Here is a 15536-nt window from a genome sequence, read left to right as displayed (position 1 = left end):
ACTATGAGCCAGCGAGATAGAAGTCAACCCCTGGAGAGAGCGGGATATTGCCATTTGCAGGCAAGGCCTTGCGTGTCGACAGCATTGCGACGACAGGCTTCAGTTTGCCCGACGGCCAATCGCTTCAAGGTCAATCGGCTCAGGCGCGGGTGCGGTCGGGGCAACAAAGGGTTTGGGTGCGCCGACGATCACCGGCAGAAGTTCGGCACCTGTCGCGCTGGCACCCCGGGTTTCGCTGGGTTCACGCCAGCTCAGCGTGTCAAAACCCTGACAATTCTCGCAGATCGGCGCCCAAGCCGAGTGGACAGCCTGACATTTGTCGCAGCACCACTGCGGGCCGCGCGGGGCGATCAGGGCTTTGGACAGCCAGGCGCGTACCGTGGCATCATCGCCACCCTCGCCGCGTTCGATTGCGGCCATGATGGCAAGGCTGCGCTGCGTCGGATGACTGGTGGCCAGATCGCCCAAGGCGCGGCGCGCGGCCGGGAAATCTTCGGCGGCGATGCAAAGCTCGGCCGTCAGCAGTTTGCTTTCGGGATCGTCCGGATGGATTGCGGTCAACAGCTTGAAACGGCGCAGGCGGGCTTCCGGGCTTTCCTCGGGCTCGATCTCGGCGAAGGCGGCGGCGAGGTCGGGGTGCGGGCGGGCCTCCCATGCCTTCTTCAGAACCCGGGTGGCGTTCTTTTTGTCACCCTTTTGCACATAACTGCGGGCCGCCATCGTGGCGGCCGGGATCAGGTCGGGCGAGAGCTTGTTGGCGGCAATCGCGGCCTCTTGCGCCTCGATCGTGGAATCTTCGTCGATCACGCCCTTGGCCTCTTGCAGGGCCATGACGGCATCACGGCGGCGGTAAACATCGCGCGGCAGGGCTCCTGACTTGGCCTGAGCGGTCAAGGTGGCACGAGCACCCTTCCAATCGGCGGCACCCGATTGCAGCTTCAGCAGGATGTCCTGCGATTCCGCGTGGCGCGGCTTCAGTTCGAAGGCCTTTTCGGCCAGCTTCAGCGCGGTTTCGGTATCGCCCTCTTGCAGTTTCTGCTTCAAAAGACCCCGGATGCCGACAAACCGTGTCCGGGGATCCACCAGCAGGGCCTTGTAAGCGGCTTCAGCCCTTTTGGTATCGCCCACCACATCCGCCGCCTGCGCCATCAGCAGGTTGGTCAGTTCGGGCCGGTCCAGATATCCCTCTGCCCGCTGCGCCTTGATCAGCGCCAGCCGGCCCTCGCCAGCGGCCAAGGCCATCATGCCGTCAGTCAGCGCCTGAAAGCCGCGCCGCTCGCGGTCACGGTCAAGATAGCGGGAAATCGCCGTCTCATCGCCATTGAGAAAGCGCAACACGGCGACCAGCAGGCCAACCAATTTCAGCAGTATCCATACCGCCAGCACAAGAACCAGGGCGGCGATCACCAGTTGCAGGGGGCGCAGGCTGAACTCCCACCCGGCGAAGGCGATGCGCATCACGCTGTCGGCCTGAATGAGGACCGTGGCCGCGAAGGTCAGGGCCAGAACCACGATGACGAAAAACAGGATGCGAAATAGCGAAAACAGCATGATTTATCCCGCCTGCGCCATAAGGGCCTGAACCGCCGCGGCGGCATTCAAGCGAAGTTGCGCCCGGGCCTGCCAATCGGCCAAGGCAGCCAGACCTTCTGGGGGTAAGCCCGCAATCTCTTTCAACGCAGCCCCAAGGTCGCCCTTCGCCGTATCGTCTTGTGCCCGCGACAGCACGGCGTCGGGATCAGAGCCTGCATGGGGCGCCAGGGTCCGCGCCCCGGTTTGGGTGCGCAGGAAGTTGGTCACCCGCTCGGACCATGTGGCTCCCATGTTTGCGCGCAATGAGGCGTCAAGGGCGGCGCGGGCGGCGTCGGGGAAATCGGCCTGCAGACCTTGCAACGTCGGCAACCCGGTGCCCGCATGATCGGTCAGAACGGCCGGCAGATTGGCGCCGCCCAAGTCCGCCAAAGCCGCGCCGTAGGGCGTACCGCTGTCCAGCGCAGCGGCAATCTGGCGCACTGCCGCGCGGGAAATGGCGGCTGCGGCACTGGCCTTAGCAGTCTCTTCGATCGTGGCAAGCCGGGCTTCGGTCTCTTTAACCTTGGCATCCAGACTGGCCTGCACGGCAGGCGACACTTCACCGGCACCATTGGCTTTCAGCACCTCGATGTCGGACTTGATCTGCGCCAAAGCGGCCGGATCCGCACTGGCGCCCGCCGGTTTGGCCTCAAGAGCCGCCACCCTTGCCTCAAGGCCAGAGATATCCGCGGGCGCGGTCGGGGCAGGCGTCGCCTCCAGCTTGGCGACACGTTCGGCCAGTTTGGAAGAGTCCAGCTTCTGGCTCAGGTCAAGCACCTGCGTCTTCAGCGCGTCCACCTGCGCCATCTGCGCCTTGATATCCGCCTCAATCGTCGAGGTGCTGCCAAGGGGCCAGCCATGCGGCACCAATTGCGCCACGGCAAATCCCACCAAGGCCGCCACAACGCCGCCCAAAACCGGACCAAGCGCCGAGCGCGGACGAGGCGGATCCTGAATTTGTGGGGCAACGGTGGCCTCTGCGACCTTGGGCTGTGCAGCAGTGGTGCCCGTGTCATCCGTGTCGGCCATGGTCGATCCTTCCGTGCGGCGCATCATGCCGCAAGGTAATGCGGCAATGAGCCTCTGTTCAAGTGCCCTGCCCTGCGGCCAAATGGGTGACCGCGGCTTCCAGCATACTTTCCGCTGTTGGCCGCGCCGCCACAAGGCTGTTGCCGAAGGTTCGCCCCACGCCCGCGACGACGGAAGCACTCATACCCAGAAGGGTCACGGGGCAGGTGGCTTTGACCCTTTGGTACTCTGAGGCCAGAATCTCGGCACTACGCGGTGAAAATACAGGCGCAAGCACGGAGTCTTGGCCGCGCAGAAGCGCAACCGCCTCCGGCGTCAGGGGCTGTTCCTCCTGAGCGTAAACCACCGCCTCGTCCGTTGCGATGCCATTGGCCGAAAGCCGCTTAGCAAGGTCACCCCGCGCCTCGCGCCCGCGCAAATGAAGCAAAGGGGCGAGGGGTTGCGAGAGAATCAGGGCCAGCAGCGCCTCGGCATCGCCCTGCGCCGATTGCGGGACAAAGCCTGCAGCCCGCGCCGCCTGCGCGGTCCGGTCCCCGACACAGAAGGCTTGGGTCGGCAGGAACGCCTTCATCCGGCCCGCGGCCTCGGCCCCGGTTTCCGAAGACAGGATGACGGCGCGCCACGGCCCCGTCGGCAAGGCGGGCGTCAGAAAGACCGGCGCGATCAGGGCAGACGTGACGATCCGCACGCCGGGCACCCGCGCACGCAGACTTTCAGCGAAACGCGCCGATTGCGCGGCGGGTCTGGTCAACAGGACAACGGGGGCAAAGGATTGTGCGGCCATGGCCAAGGTGTTACCCCGACACTTGGTCTTGGGCAATCTTGATGGGTCGATGAACAGATCACTCACCTTTCTTGGCATCGAAAGCAGTTGCGATGACACGGCGGCTGCCGTGGTGCGCCTGATGGCCGATGGGCGCGGCCATGTGCTTGCCTCAGAGGTTGAAGGCCAGTCCGCCTTGCATGCCGCCTTCGGCGGGGTGGTCCCCGAAATCGCAGCCCGCGCCCATGCCGAGCGCCTGGACCATTGTGTTGAACGGGCCTTGGCTGCGGCCGGAATCACGCTGTCGGATCTGGACGCGGTTGCGGTGACATCGGGTCCGGGGTTGATCGGCGGGGTGCTGTCCGGCGTGATGCTGGCGCGCGGGATTGCCGCAGCGACGGGATTGCCCCTGTACGGCGTGAACCATCTTGCGGGCCATGCGCTGACGCCCCGGCTGACGGATGGCTTGGCCTTTCCCTATCTGATGCTTTTGGTCTCGGGTGGGCATTGCCAGTTCCTGATCGTGCGCGGCCCGGACCAGTTCCAGCGCCTTGGCGGCACGATTGACGATGCCCCGGGCGAAGCCTTTGACAAGATCGCCAAACTGCTCGCCCTGCCGCAGCCGGGCGGCCCCTGGGTCGAGGCGGAGGCCGCCAAAGGCGATGCCAAACGCTTTCCCCTGCCCCGGCCCCTGCTGGACCGTCCCGGTTGCGACATGTCTTTTTCCGGTCTGAAAACGGCCGTCCTGCGCGCACGCGACGCGCTAATGGCCGAAAAAGGCGGGATCACGGTGCAGGACCGCGCCGACCTTTGCGCCGGCTTTCAGGCGGCAGTGGCAGCCGTTTTGTCCGAAAAGACCCGGCGCGCGCTGGAGACCTATCTAGATGAGGCCCCGGGCACGCCAACCCTTGCTGTTGCCGGAGGCGTTGCTGCAAACTCTACGCTTCGCACTGCATTGCAGACCGTTTGCGCCAAACTGGGCGTCGCTTTCACCGCCCCTCCGCTGAAGCTTTGCACCGACAATGCCGCGATGATCGCCTGGGCCGGGATCGAGCGGCACCAGATGGGAGCCGACGCGGGCAGCAACCTCACAGCACGACCGCGCTGGCCGCTTGACGGCAGTGCGGCGCCGATGATCGGGTCGGGCAAGAAGGGGGCCAAGGCATGATCGGGGTGGCAGGCGCCGGGGCATTTGGCACTGCCCTGGCCGTGGCTCTGGGGCGCGAGGGGCGTCATGTCCGGCTATGGGCGCGCGATGCGCGCCATGTGGCCGAAATGGCGCTGGCGCGTTGCAATAATAGCCGCTTGCCAGGGATTGCGCTGCCGGAAACCGTCTCTATGACAGCCGATCTGACGGACCTCGATGGGGCGGAGGCAATATTGCTCGCCCTGCCAACACAGGCTTTGGCAGCCTTTCTGGCCGAACATGACGTGGCGCTGAACGGAACGGCCTTGGTGGCCTGCTGCAAAGGCGTCGATCTGGCAAGCCTGCGGGGCCCCACCTCACTGATCGCCCAGTTCTGTCCGGCCAGCCCTGCCGCAATCCTGACCGGGCCCAGTTTTGCCGCTGACATCGCCCGGGGCCTGCCCACGGCGTTGACGCTCGCCTGCGCAGCGCCCGAAGCGGAAAAGCTGCAACACCTGCTGTCCACGCCGACCCTGCGCCTGTACCGGACCAGCGACGTTGTGGGTGCCGAACTGGGGGGCGCGCTGAAGAACGTGATTGCCATAGCTGCAGGCGTGGTGATTGGCGCGGGTCTGGGCGACTCCGCCAGGGCAGCCCTGATCACCCGGGGCTTTGCCGAGATGCAGCGCTTTTCCCTCCGCCTTGGCGGCAGACTAGAGACACTTTCAGGCCTGTCCGGGCTTGGGGATCTGGTGCTGACCTGCACCTCGACCCAATCGCGCAACCTGCGCTATGGCCTGGCCTTGGGGGCGGGTCAGTCCTTCGATCGTGCAACGACAGTGGAGGGCGTGACCACGGCGCAAGCCATCCGCCAACTGGCAGAAGCACAAGCGATCGACATGCCCATCGCCACAATGGTGGCCCGCTTGATTGCCCACGAAATCCCGCTGGATCAGGCCATCCGCAGCCTGATGTCCCGCCCGTTGAAAGAGGAATGACATGCGCGTTGCCTTGATTTGTATCGACAAGCCAAACTCCTTGGACATCCGCATGGCCAACCGGCCCGCGCATGTCGAACACCTGAACGCCTCGGGTGTCGTTGAACTCGCCGGACCGTTTCTGGATGTCGATGGGGCTATGTGCGGCTCGATGATTGTCCTCACGGTTGAGGATCTTGCCGCTGCCAAGGCTTGGGTGGCCGAGGATGCCTATACCAAGGCGGGTCTGTTCGCCTCTGTCGATATCCGTGAATGGAAAAAGGTGATCGGATGAGCTTCTGGCTATTCAAATCCGAACCCAATGTCATCAGCTTTCAAAGCCTGTGGGACAAACTTCCCGCTGACGAGGAATGGCATGGCATCCGCAACTATCAGGCCCGCAACAACATGCGGCTGATGCAGTTGGGCGAACGCGGGTTCTTTTACCATTCCAACATCGGCAAAGAGATCGTCGGTGTGGTTGAGGTCACGCGCCTGTCGCAACAAGACAGCCGGACGGACGATCCGCGTTGGGATTGCGTCTGCTTTCGTCCGGTCGCCAAATTGCAAAGGCCGGTCACGCTAGAGATGTGCAAGGTGCAAGCCGGTCTGGAAAGCATGGTGCTGATCAACAACTCGCGTCTGTCGGTTCAGCCGGTCAGCGTTGAAGAATGGCGCATCATTTGCGATCTGGGCGGGGTGGACGCCTGAAATCCTATTGCTGAAAGCGCAGTTGCGGCTAGTCTTTCGGAAAAACCTGACGGGAGGGAACCGATGCAATTTCTAGCCGTGATTGTTGCTGCCGCCGTGGCTTATGGCTTTGGGGCGTTTTGGTACATCAAGATGTCAAAACCGTGGATGGCGGCTGCCGGAATTCCGGTGGATGCTGCCGGCAAACCACAAGGCAGCGGCAGTCCCCTGCCCTTCATCATCGGTTTTGTCGCAGAGGTTCTGGTCGCCGGAATGATGCGGCATATCCTGTATCAAGCCCACGCTTTGGACCCGAATTTCAACATGCTTGTTTTGGGCGTGATGGGCGGCTTTGGGATCGGGACCTTCCTGATCACGCCTTGGGTTGCGATGAACTACGCCTTTGCCGGCCGGCCATTCAAGCTGACGCTGATCGACGGGGTGAACAGTGTCGTCGGGTGCACCCTGATGGGTCTTGTTCTGGCTGTTTTGTAAAGCTCAGTCGTTCCGCGACCGGATGTGGGCCAGAAGGGCGTTCACATAGGCGCGGACCGAAGCGGAATCGAGCGTTTCAACGATATGCGTCGCCCGCGCGCGTTTCTGGCTGTCTGGCATCTGCCGCGACAGGATCAACTGAAACTGCGCCTCGGTCATGCCGGGGCGCTGCAAGACGCGGGCGCGTTGAACTTCGGGCGGGGCGGTGACCAGAAGGGTGGCGTCCATCTCGGCCTCCGTGCCCTTTTCGAACAGCAAAGGAATGTCGAACAGCGCGATGTCAGAGCCGATCTGCGTGCAGAAAGCCGCACGGTCGGCCGAGACGAGCGGATGCACGACGGCCTCGATCTGGGCAAGCGCAGTGATGTCGCGCGCGATCCAGTGTTTCAGGGCGGCGCGATCAATTGCGCCGCCCTGAAGCGCCTCGGGGCAAAGGGTGCTGATCTGGTCGACGGCGGCGCCACCTGTCGCGTAAAGACGGTGGACAGCCGCATCTGCATCCCAGATCGGAATCCCCTCGGCGGCGAACATGGCCGCTGTCGTGGATTTTCCCATGCCAATAGAGCCCGTCAACCCCAGCTTGAAAGGCCCACTCATGCCGATAGGACGGCAGCGCGCGTCGCCTCGTCAACCTCGGGCCGGTGATTGAACCAACGCTCGAAGCCAGGCGCGGCCTGATGCAACAGCATGCCAAGACCGTCAACAATTTGCGCGCCGCGGGCTTTCGCTTCCAGCAGGAAGGGCGTCATCAGGGGTGTATAGACAAGATCGGTCGCCACCGCCCCCGCCTCCAGCAGGTCGAGGGGCAGGCGCAGGTCAGGCTTGCCCGCCATGCCCAACGAGGTGGAGTTGATCACAAGCGCGGCACCGTCCAGCATGTCGACGGCGTGAACCCAATCATACACCACCAGCTTGGCACCAAGGTCATGGCGCAACACCTCGGCCCGCAGACGGGTGCGGTTGGCAATCCGGATTTCAGGAACGCCCACCTCGATCAGCGCAGCGATCACGGCACGGGCGGCACCGCCGGCACCGAAAAGCGCAACCGGCCCGCGAGAAGGCTGCCACAAGGGTGCATGCTGGCGCAGGTTCGCCATGAAGCCCGCACCGTCGGTGTTGTCAGCGTGGATCTTGCCATCCTTGCGGAAGATCAGGGTGTTGGCTGCCCCGATCAGGGCAGCGCGGTCTGTGACGACATCCGCCAGCTTGAGGATGGTTTCCTTGTGCGGGATGGTAACGTTTATGCCCACAAAGCCCAGTTTTGGCAACATTTTCAGCGCCTCGCCCAGATCTCCGGGGGCGATGTCCATCGGGATGTAGTGGCCCTTGATGCCATAGCGCTTCAACCAGAAACCGTGCAGCGCCGGGGACCGGCTGTGGGCAATGGGATGGCCGATCACGCCGGCCAGGGGGATGCGGGGCAACTCGGTCACGACGGAATGAAACCTCGCAAGGACAGGTAGGTGAGGAGGGGCAGAAGGGGCAGACCCAGAATGGTAAAGTAGTCGCCTTCGATGCTGGAGAAAAGCCTGATCCCTTCGGATTCCAGCTGATAGGCACCGACCGAATGACCAATCTCAGGCCAGTTCCGGTCAAGGTAGGCGTCAAGATAGGCCGGGCTAACCTCTCGCATGGTCAGGCGCGCGACCCCGACATGGCGCCAGATCGGTTCGCCCTTATCGTAAAGGACAAGGGCGGAAAGCAGTTGGTGGGTGTGGCCGCACAGGTCTTGCAGCTGCTGATGGGCCTCTTCGCGCGTTTCAGGCTTGGCGAAGAGGCGCGGACCAAGGGCGAGAATTTGATCGCATCCCAGAACAAGGTTGCCCGGATGACGCTGCGCCAGCTTCAGGGCTTTCGCCTCTGCCAGGGCGTCGGCGATGTCACGCGGGGTGGCAGCCTCGGCCTGCAAGGCGGCCCGCAGGGCTTCTTCGTCGATGCGGGCAGGGTGCGCCTCGACGACCAGGCCCGCGTTGCGCAGCAGGGTCAGGCGGATGGCGGATTGCGAAGCGAGAAGCAGCGGGGTCATGCGATTTCCCTTGGGGGTGGGTCTGTGGACAATGCTGGTTTGTTCCTGCGGTGAAAAGGGGGCGTGGAACCGGGACCCAACATTTCACGGCATGCGCCCTGAGAACGAAAAGGCACTGTCCCCATGGGGACGACAGCTTGGGCACGCTGGGGAGAAGTCTTGTGCGACGGACATGGGGGTAGATTCAAAGACGCAACTTCAGGCAGCCAAGGCGCTGAGATATCGGCACATTTTCCAGGGTTGACTCCATCTTGCCAAAAGAACGCTCTCGATTCCTCCACAGCCTTGTCCCTGTGGGAAAGATGCGGGAGGAAAGCGTCTATCCAGTTATCCACGACCTCTATTACATCATCATTCCTTTCTTTATCTTATCTATAAAGAAGTAGGGGGAAGGCGATGACGGACTTTTTGTCAGAATGGTATCCGTGGATCAAAACTGCGCATGTGGTCAGCGTGATCGCGTGGATGGCGGGATTGTTCTACCTGCCGCGGCTTTACGTTTATCATGTGGAGCAGGTGGAAAAGGGCTCTGCCACCGACACGATGTTCCAGACGATGGAGCGGCGGTTGCTGAAGGGGATCATCGGACCAGCGTCCGTTGCCGTCTGGGTGTTTGGTCTGTGTCTGGTGTTCACACCGGGGATTGTCGACTGGGGCATGGTGTGGCCGTGGACCAAGGCCGGTTCGGTGCTGGTGATGACGTGGTTTCAACACTGGCTGGGGATGCAGCGGAAGCATTTCGTGGCCGGCAGCAACACGGTGACCGGCCGCCAGTACCGGATGATGAACGAGGTGCCGACCTTGCTCATGCTTGTCATCGTGGCCTCGGTCATCGTCAAATTCTGAGAAGGTTGACTTTTGCGGGGTCCAGGGCTAATGGGCGATCTGCGGGGCCGTCCGGCCGTAAACGCATTCCGTTGACATTGCTGCACTGAGTCGGTCCTGCCGACCTACCCAAGGGTTTTCCATGACTGTTGAACATCTGAATCTTGCTGATCTGAAGGCCAAGACACCGGCTGAATTGCTGGCGATGGCCGAGGAATGGGAGATTGAGAACGCACCCTCCATGCGCAAGGGCGAGATGATGTTCTCGATCCTGAAAGAGCATGCCGAGGAAGGCTGGGAAATCGGCGGCGATGGCGTTCTGGAAGTGCTTCAGGATGGGTTCGGCTTTCTGCGTTCGACCTCGGCCAACTATCTGCCAGGTCCGGATGATATCTACGTGTCCTCAGATATTCTGCGGCAGTTCAGCCTGCGGACGGGGGACACGATTGAAGGCCTGATGCAGGCGCCGCGCGATGGGGAACGCTATTTCTCGATCACCAAGGTCACGAAGATAAACTTCGATGACCCCGAGAAGGCGCGGCACAAGGTTTTGTTCGACAACCTGACGCCGCTCTACCCGGATGAGCGGCTGAAGATGGAGGTCGAGGACCCGACCATCAAGGACAAGTCGGCGCGGATCATCGACCTGGTTTGCCCAATCGGGAAAGGTCAGCGCGCGCTGATCGTTGCGCCGCCGCGGACGGGCAAAACGGTGCTGTTGCAGAACATCGCCAATTCCATCGCGACGAACCATCCGGAATGTTACCTGATCGTGCTGCTGATCGACGAACGGCCGGAAGAAGTGACGGACATGCAGCGGTCGGTGAAGGGGGAGGTTGTGTCTTCGACCTTCGACGAACCGGCCTCACGGCACGTTGCTGTGGCGGAAATGGTCATTGAGAAGGCCAAGCGGCTGGTGGAGCACAAGAGGGATGTTGTGATCCTTTTGGACTCGATCACGCGTCTGGGACGGGCGTTCAATACCGTGGTGCCGTCGTCAGGCAAGGTCCTGACCGGTGGTGTGGACGCGAATGCTCTGCAGCGGCCGAAGCGGTTCTTTGGCGCGGCGCGGAATATCGAAGAGGGTGGCAGCCTGACGATCATCGCCACGGCGCTGATTGATACCGGCAGCCGGATGGACGAAGTGATCTTCGAAGAGTTCAAGGGCACTGGTAACAGCGAAATCGTGCTGGACCGCAAAGTGGCGGACAAGCGCACCTTTCCGGCGATTGACATCCTCAAGTCCGGCACGCGGAAGGAAGAGCTGCTGGTCGAGAAGACCGATCTGCAGAAGACCTATGTGCTGCGTCGCATTCTGAATCCGATGGGGACGACGGATGCCATCGAGTTCCTGTTGTCGAAGCTGAAGCAGACCAAGACGAACGGCGAATTCTTCGAATCGATGAACACCTAAGAGGGCGACATGGGCGACACGATCTTTGCCCTGGCCTCGGCACGGGGCAAAGCGGGTGTGGCGGTGTTCCGTATTTCGGGGCCAGCAGCGCATGAGGCAGTGGCCGCGCTGTGCCATCCGCCTCAGACCAGACGTGCCGCCTTGCGGAGGCTGGTGTGGCGCGATGAGGTGCTTGACGAAGCCTTGGTCCTGACCTTTGACGCCGGTGCAAGCTTTACTGGCGAATGCGCCGCCGAATTGCAGGTGCACGGTAGCCAGGCTGTCCTGAAGGCCGTGACGCGGGCCCTGGCCGAGATACCCGGACTTCGATTGGCCGAGGCCGGAGAATTCACCCGGAGAGCACTGGAAAACGGTCGTCTGGATCTGGCGCAGGTTGAAGGCCTTGCTGACCTGATTGATGCCGAGACGGAGGCTCAGCGCCGTCAGGCCATGCGCGTTTTGTCGGGTGCGATCGGGCGCCGTGCGGAAGGATGGCGGAAGAATTTGATCCGCGCCGGAGCGTTGATTGAGGCGACGATCGATTTCGCTGACGAAGATGTTCCTGTTGATGTGACACCAGAGGTCTTGCAGTTGATCGACGACTTGGCAGCCGATCTGCAGCGCGAGATTGCCGGAACCGGCGCTGCAGAGCGTGTGCGTGATGGTTTCGAGGTGGCGATCATTGGCGTGCCAAATGCCGGAAAATCCACGCTTCTCAATGCGTTAGCAGGCCGCGAGGCGGCAATCACCTCTGAAGTGGCGGGGACGACGCGGGATGTGATTGAGGTCCGGATGGACCTTGCGGGGCTGGCCGTCACGCTGTTGGACACGGCGGGTTTGCGCGAAACCTCTGATCTGGTTGAGCAGATTGGGGTCGCGCGGGCGCTTGAACGGGCCCGGGCTGCCGAGCTTCGCGTCTTTCTTCTGTCGCATCCGGGCGAAGAGCTGCTCTTGACGCCGCAGCCTGACGATATTGTGGTCTTGGGCAAGGCAGACCTGCATCCTGGTTCGCCGGACGCGATTTCCGGTCGGACGGGGCAGGGAATCGATGCGCTGATCGACCGAATCTCGGACCGTTTGGAGAAGATGGCAGCGTCAGCCGGTGCTATGACACGAGAGCGGCACAGGGTTGCAATGTTGCGTGCCGTTGAGGCTTTGGAATCGGCGAGAAGTCAGCTACAGAGGCCGGGAGGCGCGGCTGAGCTGGTCGCGGCGGAACTGAGGCAGGCGATGCGGGCCCTTGATATGCTTGTGGGCCGCCTGGATGTAGAAAATCTGCTGGACGAAATATTCGCCAGTTTTTGTATAGGCAAGTGAGGATGTTTCACGTGAAACATTTCGATGTGGTCGTAATCGGGGGCGGGCATGCAGGCGCGGAAGCGGCGGCTGCCTCGGCGCGGATGGGGGCACGTACAGCCCTGGTGTCGATGCGCAAAGACCGTATCGGCGTGATGTCGTGCAACCCTGCCATTGGTGGCTTGGGCAAGGGTCATCTGGTGCGCGAAGTCGATGCCTTGGATGGCATCATGGGTTTGGCAGCGGATGCCTCGGGCATACAGTTCCGCTTGTTGAACCGTCGCAAAGGTCCGGCCGTTCAAGGCCCACGTACGCAGGCCGACCGCAAGTTGTACCGCGAGGCGGTGCAGTCATTGTTGGCGACGCAAGCGGGTTTGCAAATTGTCGAAGGGGAAGTTGTCGATCTGATTGAAGGCCCGGGTGGACGAATCACTGGAGTTGATCTTCTGGACGGAACGCGCCTTTCGGCGGGGGCTGTGGTTCTGACGGCAGGTACCTTCCTGAACGGTATCATTCACGTTGGGGATCGCCGCCGATCCGGAGGGCGAGAGGGCGATGTCGCCTCCGTTCGTCTTGGCGACCGGCTTGGCAGCTTTGGTCTGAAGCGGGGTAGGCTAAAGACCGGGACACCGCCGCGCCTTGACGGCCGGACCATCGACTGGTCTGGACTGGAGACGCAGCCGGGTGATGAGGATCCGGTCATGCTGTCTTTTCGCAGCTCGTCCCCAGCCGTGCGGCAGGTGGCCTGCGGCATCACGCACACCAATGAGCGGACGCACGACATTGTGCGTGCGAATTTGGGGCGTTCGGCGATGTATGGCGGACATATCGAGGGCGTCGGGCCGCGATATTGCCCGTCCATCGAAGACAAGGTTGTGCGCTTCGCCGACAAGACCGGTCACCAAATTTTTCTGGAGCCTGAGGGACTTGATGATCATACCGTCTACCCGAACGGCATTTCCACATCGCTTCCGGCCGAGGTCCAGTTTGAATATGTGCGCAGCATAAAGGGCTTGGAACAGGTGGATATCCTGCAGCCCGGCTACGCAATCGAATATGATTACTTCGATCCGTCCGAGTTGCGCCCAACTTTGGAAAGCCGCGTGCCGGGGCTGTTCTTCGCGGGTCAGATCAATGGTACCACCGGATACGAAGAGGCCGCGGCCCAGGGGTTGGCTGCCGGCGCCAACGCGGCTGCCACAGTTTTGGGCCGTGCGCCTGTGATGTTTTCGCGAACGGACAGTTACATCGGCGTAATGCTGGACGACCTGATTTCGCGTGGCGTGACAGAGCCTTACCGGATGTTCACGTCTCGCGCGGAATTCCGTCTGCATCTGCGGGCCGACAACGCTGACCAACGCTTGACTCTGAAGGGTGTCGAAGCCGGTCTCGTCGGGCCGGGCCGCGCGACGTTCTTTGCCGAAAAGATGAGCCGCCTTGATGCCGCGAACGCCATACTGGCGGACCGCAACTGTGCTCCCCAGGAACTTATCGCGGTTGGCCTGCCGGCAAGCCGGGATGGTGCGCGCCGGAACCTGCTGCAAGTCTTGGCAGGACCTGACGCAAGCTGGGATCACATCGCGCAACTGGAACCGCGCTGCGCCGAGATTGACCCGGGCACCCGAACGCAAGTCTGGCGCGACGCGCTTTATGCGCAGTACCTCCATCGTCAGGACGCTGAAGCACAAACGCTACATCGCAATGAATTGGTCAGCATTCCTCCTGAGCTTGAGTTTTCGGGGCTTCCTGGCTTGTCGAATGAACTCGTCGCCAAGTTACAGCGCCGAAAGCCGACGAACCTGGCAGAAGCCGAACGGATTGAGGGCATGACTCCCGCTGCTCTGCTTCTGATCCTGGCGCATTGCCGGAAGACCGCGCACGCCCGGGCGGTCGGTCAATGACAGCGCGGAGCAGGGGAGAAACCCCGTCATGGCTCGATGTTTCACGTGAAACATTGGCACAGCTTGAGGTGTTCCTTGCCTTGGTTGAGAAGTGGCAACCGGCGATCAATCTGATTGCCAAGGGCACGCTGCCCCTCGCATGGGAGCGGCACGTGCTGGACTCTGCGCAACTTTTCGCATCTTGCCCGAATGATGCAAGACTCTGGGTGGATCTGGGCAGCGGTGCTGGCTTTCCCGGCATTGTTGTTGCTCTGCTTGCGAAGAGCAAATTGCCAAATCTGCGGGTGACCTTGGTTGAATCAGACAAGCGGAAGTCGGCATTTCTCATGCAGGCGGCCCGATTGCTGGATCTGCAGATCATGCTCCTTAGCCAACGAGCTGAGGGGCTGGACCCGTTGAATGCCGATGTTCTGTCCGCCCGGGCGCTTTCTTCGCTGTCAGAACTTTGTCCGTTGGCCCAGCGTCATCTGAAATCGGACGGTGTCGCGATCTTCCCCAAGGGCGCGCAAGCCGAATCCGAAGTGGCGGCGGCCCGGCGCGACTGGAAATTTGACGCAACCTTGTTGCAAAGCCAGACGGACCCCGCGGGACGCATCGTCATCATGAAGAACCTTCACCATGCATGATTTCAGCCGTGACCATGCGCCCCGCATCATCGCCATCACGAACCAGAAAGGCGGCGTGGGCAAGACGACGACTGCCATTAACCTGGCGGCGGGTTTGGTCGGCCTTGGTGCGAAAGTGCTTCTGATTGATCTGGATCCGCAGGGCAATGCCTCCACCGGCCTCGGCATTGCCGCAGAATCGCGTCGCGCCACCACCTATGACCTGCTGATCGAAGAGCGGCCGATTTCCGAAGTCATCCAGGCCACCTCGATTCCAAACCTGATGATTTGCCCTGCCAATTCGGATCTTGCCTCCGCCGACATCGACCTTGTGGCGAACGAGAAGCGCATCTACCTGCTGCATGACGCGCTTCGGCAACCCGCGGCCGAGCATCTTGGCTTCGATTTTATCCTGATCGATTGTCCGCCTTCGCTGAGCCTGCTGACGGTGAACGCCTTGGTGGCCGCACAATCCGCCCTCATCCCGCTTCAGGCGGAATTCTTCGCGTTGGAGGGGCTTTCGCAACTCATGCTCACCATTCGCAAAATTCGCACGACAGCCAATCCGAACCTGCGTATCGAAGGCGTGGTGATCACCATGTACGATGGCCGCAATCGATTGAGCCAGCAGGTCGAAACTGACGCGAGGGCGACGCTGGGCGATCTTGTGTTCAAGACCGTCGTGCCCCGCAACGTCCGGCTCAGCGAGGCGCCGTCCTTCGCATTGCCCGTTTTGCAATATGACAGCGCTTCCAAGGGCAGCGACGCCTATCGCAATCTCTCGGCAGAGATTTTGGCCCGCCATCCCCTCAAGACACCAAAACAGAAGGCCTGAGCC

Annotated in this window: 17 protein-coding genes; 11 read left to right on the top strand and 6 right to left on the bottom strand. The window is 61.9% G+C overall.

What is annotated here, in order from left to right:
• Positions 1-99: 99 nt before the first annotated feature.
• The 3 genes from AC1Y2B_RS06335 to AC1Y2B_RS06325 are packed head-to-tail and all read right to left on the bottom strand — an operon-like array spanning position 100 to position 3385.
• The gene (locus tag AC1Y2B_RS06335) at positions 100-1551 is read right to left on the bottom strand and encodes a heme biosynthesis HemY N-terminal domain-containing protein (RefSeq protein WP_482252221.1); all 1452 of its coding nucleotides are present in this window, start codon (positions 1549-1551) and stop codon (positions 100-102) included.
• Positions 1552-1554: 3 nt separating this feature from the next.
• Complete coding sequence (locus AC1Y2B_RS06330) at positions 1555-2601, bottom strand: COG4223 family protein (protein WP_482252220.1); 1047 nt, start codon at positions 2599-2601, stop codon at positions 1555-1557.
• A gap of 58 nt (positions 2602-2659) precedes the next feature.
• A complete protein-coding gene (locus AC1Y2B_RS06325; protein ID WP_482252219.1) occupies positions 2660-3385 on the bottom strand; it encodes a uroporphyrinogen-III synthase in 726 nt (241 codons plus the stop codon).
• Positions 3386-3434: 49 nt separating this feature from the next.
• Here AC1Y2B_RS06325 and tsaD point away from each other — a divergent pair, with 49 nt between their 5' ends.
• From tsaD to AC1Y2B_RS06300, 5 genes are all read left to right on the top strand, one after another.
• A complete protein-coding gene (gene tsaD / locus AC1Y2B_RS06320) occupies positions 3435-4532 on the top strand; it encodes a tRNA (adenosine(37)-N6)-threonylcarbamoyltransferase complex transferase subunit TsaD (protein WP_482252218.1) in 1098 nt (365 codons plus the stop codon).
• On the top strand, positions 4529-5488 hold the full coding sequence (locus AC1Y2B_RS06315; RefSeq protein WP_482252217.1) for an NAD(P)H-dependent glycerol-3-phosphate dehydrogenase: 960 nt from the start codon (positions 4529-4531) through the stop codon (positions 5486-5488). Before tsaD ends, AC1Y2B_RS06315 begins: the two co-directional genes overlap by 4 nt.
• A 1-nt stretch (position 5489) precedes the next feature.
• On the top strand, positions 5490-5762 hold the full coding sequence (locus AC1Y2B_RS06310) for a YciI family protein (protein ID WP_482252216.1): 273 nt from the start codon (positions 5490-5492) through the stop codon (positions 5760-5762).
• The gene (locus AC1Y2B_RS06305) at positions 5759-6178 is read left to right on the top strand and encodes an EVE domain-containing protein (protein WP_482252215.1); all 420 of its coding nucleotides are present in this window, start codon (positions 5759-5761) and stop codon (positions 6176-6178) included. The genes AC1Y2B_RS06310 and AC1Y2B_RS06305 overlap by 4 nt, the downstream gene beginning before the upstream one ends.
• Before the next feature lie 63 nt (positions 6179-6241).
• A complete protein-coding gene (locus AC1Y2B_RS06300; protein WP_482252214.1) occupies positions 6242-6652 on the top strand; it encodes a DUF1761 domain-containing protein in 411 nt (136 codons plus the stop codon).
• A 3-nt stretch (positions 6653-6655) separates the two neighbouring features.
• Here the strand turns inward: AC1Y2B_RS06300 and coaE are convergent, their stop codons facing one another.
• The 3 genes from coaE to AC1Y2B_RS06285 are packed head-to-tail and all read right to left on the bottom strand — an operon-like array spanning position 6656 to position 8678.
• Positions 6656-7249, bottom strand: coding sequence for a dephospho-CoA kinase (coaE, locus tag AC1Y2B_RS06295; RefSeq protein ID WP_482252213.1), 594 nt, complete (start codon positions 7247-7249; stop codon positions 6656-6658).
• Entirely contained in the window at positions 7246-8085 is an 840-nt protein-coding gene (locus AC1Y2B_RS06290) for a shikimate dehydrogenase (RefSeq protein WP_482252212.1), read from the bottom strand. Before AC1Y2B_RS06290 ends, coaE begins: the two co-directional genes overlap by 4 nt.
• Positions 8082-8678, bottom strand: coding sequence for a Maf family protein (locus tag AC1Y2B_RS06285; protein WP_482252211.1), 597 nt, complete (start codon positions 8676-8678; stop codon positions 8082-8084). The genes AC1Y2B_RS06290 and AC1Y2B_RS06285 overlap by 4 nt, the downstream gene beginning before the upstream one ends.
• A 396-nt stretch (positions 8679-9074) precedes the next feature.
• On the opposite strand from AC1Y2B_RS06285, the gene AC1Y2B_RS06280 reads away from it, so the two are divergent.
• The 6 genes from AC1Y2B_RS06280 (at position 9075) to AC1Y2B_RS06255 (ending at position 15533) form a co-directional block, all read left to right on the top strand.
• Positions 9075-9524: a CopD family protein gene (locus tag AC1Y2B_RS06280; RefSeq protein WP_482252210.1), complete on the top strand. Its 450-nt coding sequence runs from the start codon at positions 9075-9077 to the stop codon at positions 9522-9524.
• Positions 9525-9645: 121 nt separating this feature from the next.
• Positions 9646-10917 (top strand): transcription termination factor Rho, encoded by a 1272-nt coding sequence (gene rho / locus AC1Y2B_RS06275; RefSeq protein WP_482252209.1) that lies wholly within the window; start codon positions 9646-9648, stop codon positions 10915-10917.
• Between the two features lie 9 nt (positions 10918-10926).
• The gene (mnmE, locus tag AC1Y2B_RS06270; RefSeq protein ID WP_482252208.1) at positions 10927-12213 is read left to right on the top strand and encodes a tRNA uridine-5-carboxymethylaminomethyl(34) synthesis GTPase MnmE; all 1287 of its coding nucleotides are present in this window, start codon (positions 10927-10929) and stop codon (positions 12211-12213) included.
• Positions 12214-12224: 11 nt separating this feature from the next.
• Positions 12225-14093: a tRNA uridine-5-carboxymethylaminomethyl(34) synthesis enzyme MnmG gene (mnmG, locus tag AC1Y2B_RS06265; RefSeq protein ID WP_482252207.1), complete on the top strand. Its 1869-nt coding sequence runs from the start codon at positions 12225-12227 to the stop codon at positions 14091-14093.
• Complete coding sequence (gene rsmG / locus AC1Y2B_RS06260) at positions 14090-14719, top strand: 16S rRNA (guanine(527)-N(7))-methyltransferase RsmG (RefSeq protein ID WP_482252206.1); 630 nt, start codon at positions 14090-14092, stop codon at positions 14717-14719. Before mnmG ends, rsmG begins: the two co-directional genes overlap by 4 nt.
• A complete protein-coding gene (locus AC1Y2B_RS06255) occupies positions 14712-15533 on the top strand; it encodes a ParA family protein (RefSeq protein ID WP_482252205.1) in 822 nt (273 codons plus the stop codon). Before rsmG ends, AC1Y2B_RS06255 begins: the two co-directional genes overlap by 8 nt.
• Positions 15534-15536 lie beyond the last annotated feature (3 nt).

Source organism: Stagnihabitans sp., from assembly GCF_964946895.1.
Note: the sequence above shows the minus strand (reverse complement) of the source record. Positions and strands in the feature narration are given on the sequence as shown.

Bases quoted from the DNA above. Each gene is read 5' to 3' on its own strand.
- AC1Y2B_RS06335 (WP_482252221.1), bottom strand. From the start codon at position 1,551: ATGCTGTTTTCGCTATTTCGCATCCTGTTTTTCGTCATCGTGGTTCTG.
- AC1Y2B_RS06330 (WP_482252220.1), bottom strand. From the start codon at position 2,601: ATGGCCGACACGGATGACACGGGCACCACTGCTGCACAGCCCAAGGTC.
- AC1Y2B_RS06325 (WP_482252219.1), bottom strand. From the start codon at position 3,385: ATGGCCGCACAATCCTTTGCCCCCGTTGTCCTGTTGACCAGACCCGCC.
- tsaD (WP_482252218.1), top strand. From the start codon at position 3,435: ATGAACAGATCACTCACCTTTCTTGGCATCGAAAGCAGTTGCGATGAC.
- AC1Y2B_RS06315 (WP_482252217.1), top strand. From the start codon at position 4,529: ATGATCGGGGTGGCAGGCGCCGGGGCATTTGGCACTGCCCTGGCCGTG.
- AC1Y2B_RS06310 (WP_482252216.1), top strand. From the start codon at position 5,490: ATGCGCGTTGCCTTGATTTGTATCGACAAGCCAAACTCCTTGGACATC.
- AC1Y2B_RS06305 (WP_482252215.1), top strand. From the start codon at position 5,759: ATGAGCTTCTGGCTATTCAAATCCGAACCCAATGTCATCAGCTTTCAA.
- AC1Y2B_RS06300 (WP_482252214.1), top strand. From the start codon at position 6,242: ATGCAATTTCTAGCCGTGATTGTTGCTGCCGCCGTGGCTTATGGCTTT.
- coaE (WP_482252213.1), bottom strand. From the start codon at position 7,249: ATGAGTGGGCCTTTCAAGCTGGGGTTGACGGGCTCTATTGGCATGGGA.
- AC1Y2B_RS06285 (WP_482252211.1), bottom strand. From the start codon at position 8,678: ATGACCCCGCTGCTTCTCGCTTCGCAATCCGCCATCCGCCTGACCCTG.
- AC1Y2B_RS06280 (WP_482252210.1), top strand. From the start codon at position 9,075: ATGACGGACTTTTTGTCAGAATGGTATCCGTGGATCAAAACTGCGCAT.
- rho (WP_482252209.1), top strand. From the start codon at position 9,646: ATGACTGTTGAACATCTGAATCTTGCTGATCTGAAGGCCAAGACACCG.
- mnmE (WP_482252208.1), top strand. From the start codon at position 10,927: ATGGGCGACACGATCTTTGCCCTGGCCTCGGCACGGGGCAAAGCGGGT.
- rsmG (WP_482252206.1), top strand. From the start codon at position 14,090: ATGACAGCGCGGAGCAGGGGAGAAACCCCGTCATGGCTCGATGTTTCA.
- AC1Y2B_RS06255 (WP_482252205.1), top strand. From the start codon at position 14,712: ATGCATGATTTCAGCCGTGACCATGCGCCCCGCATCATCGCCATCACG.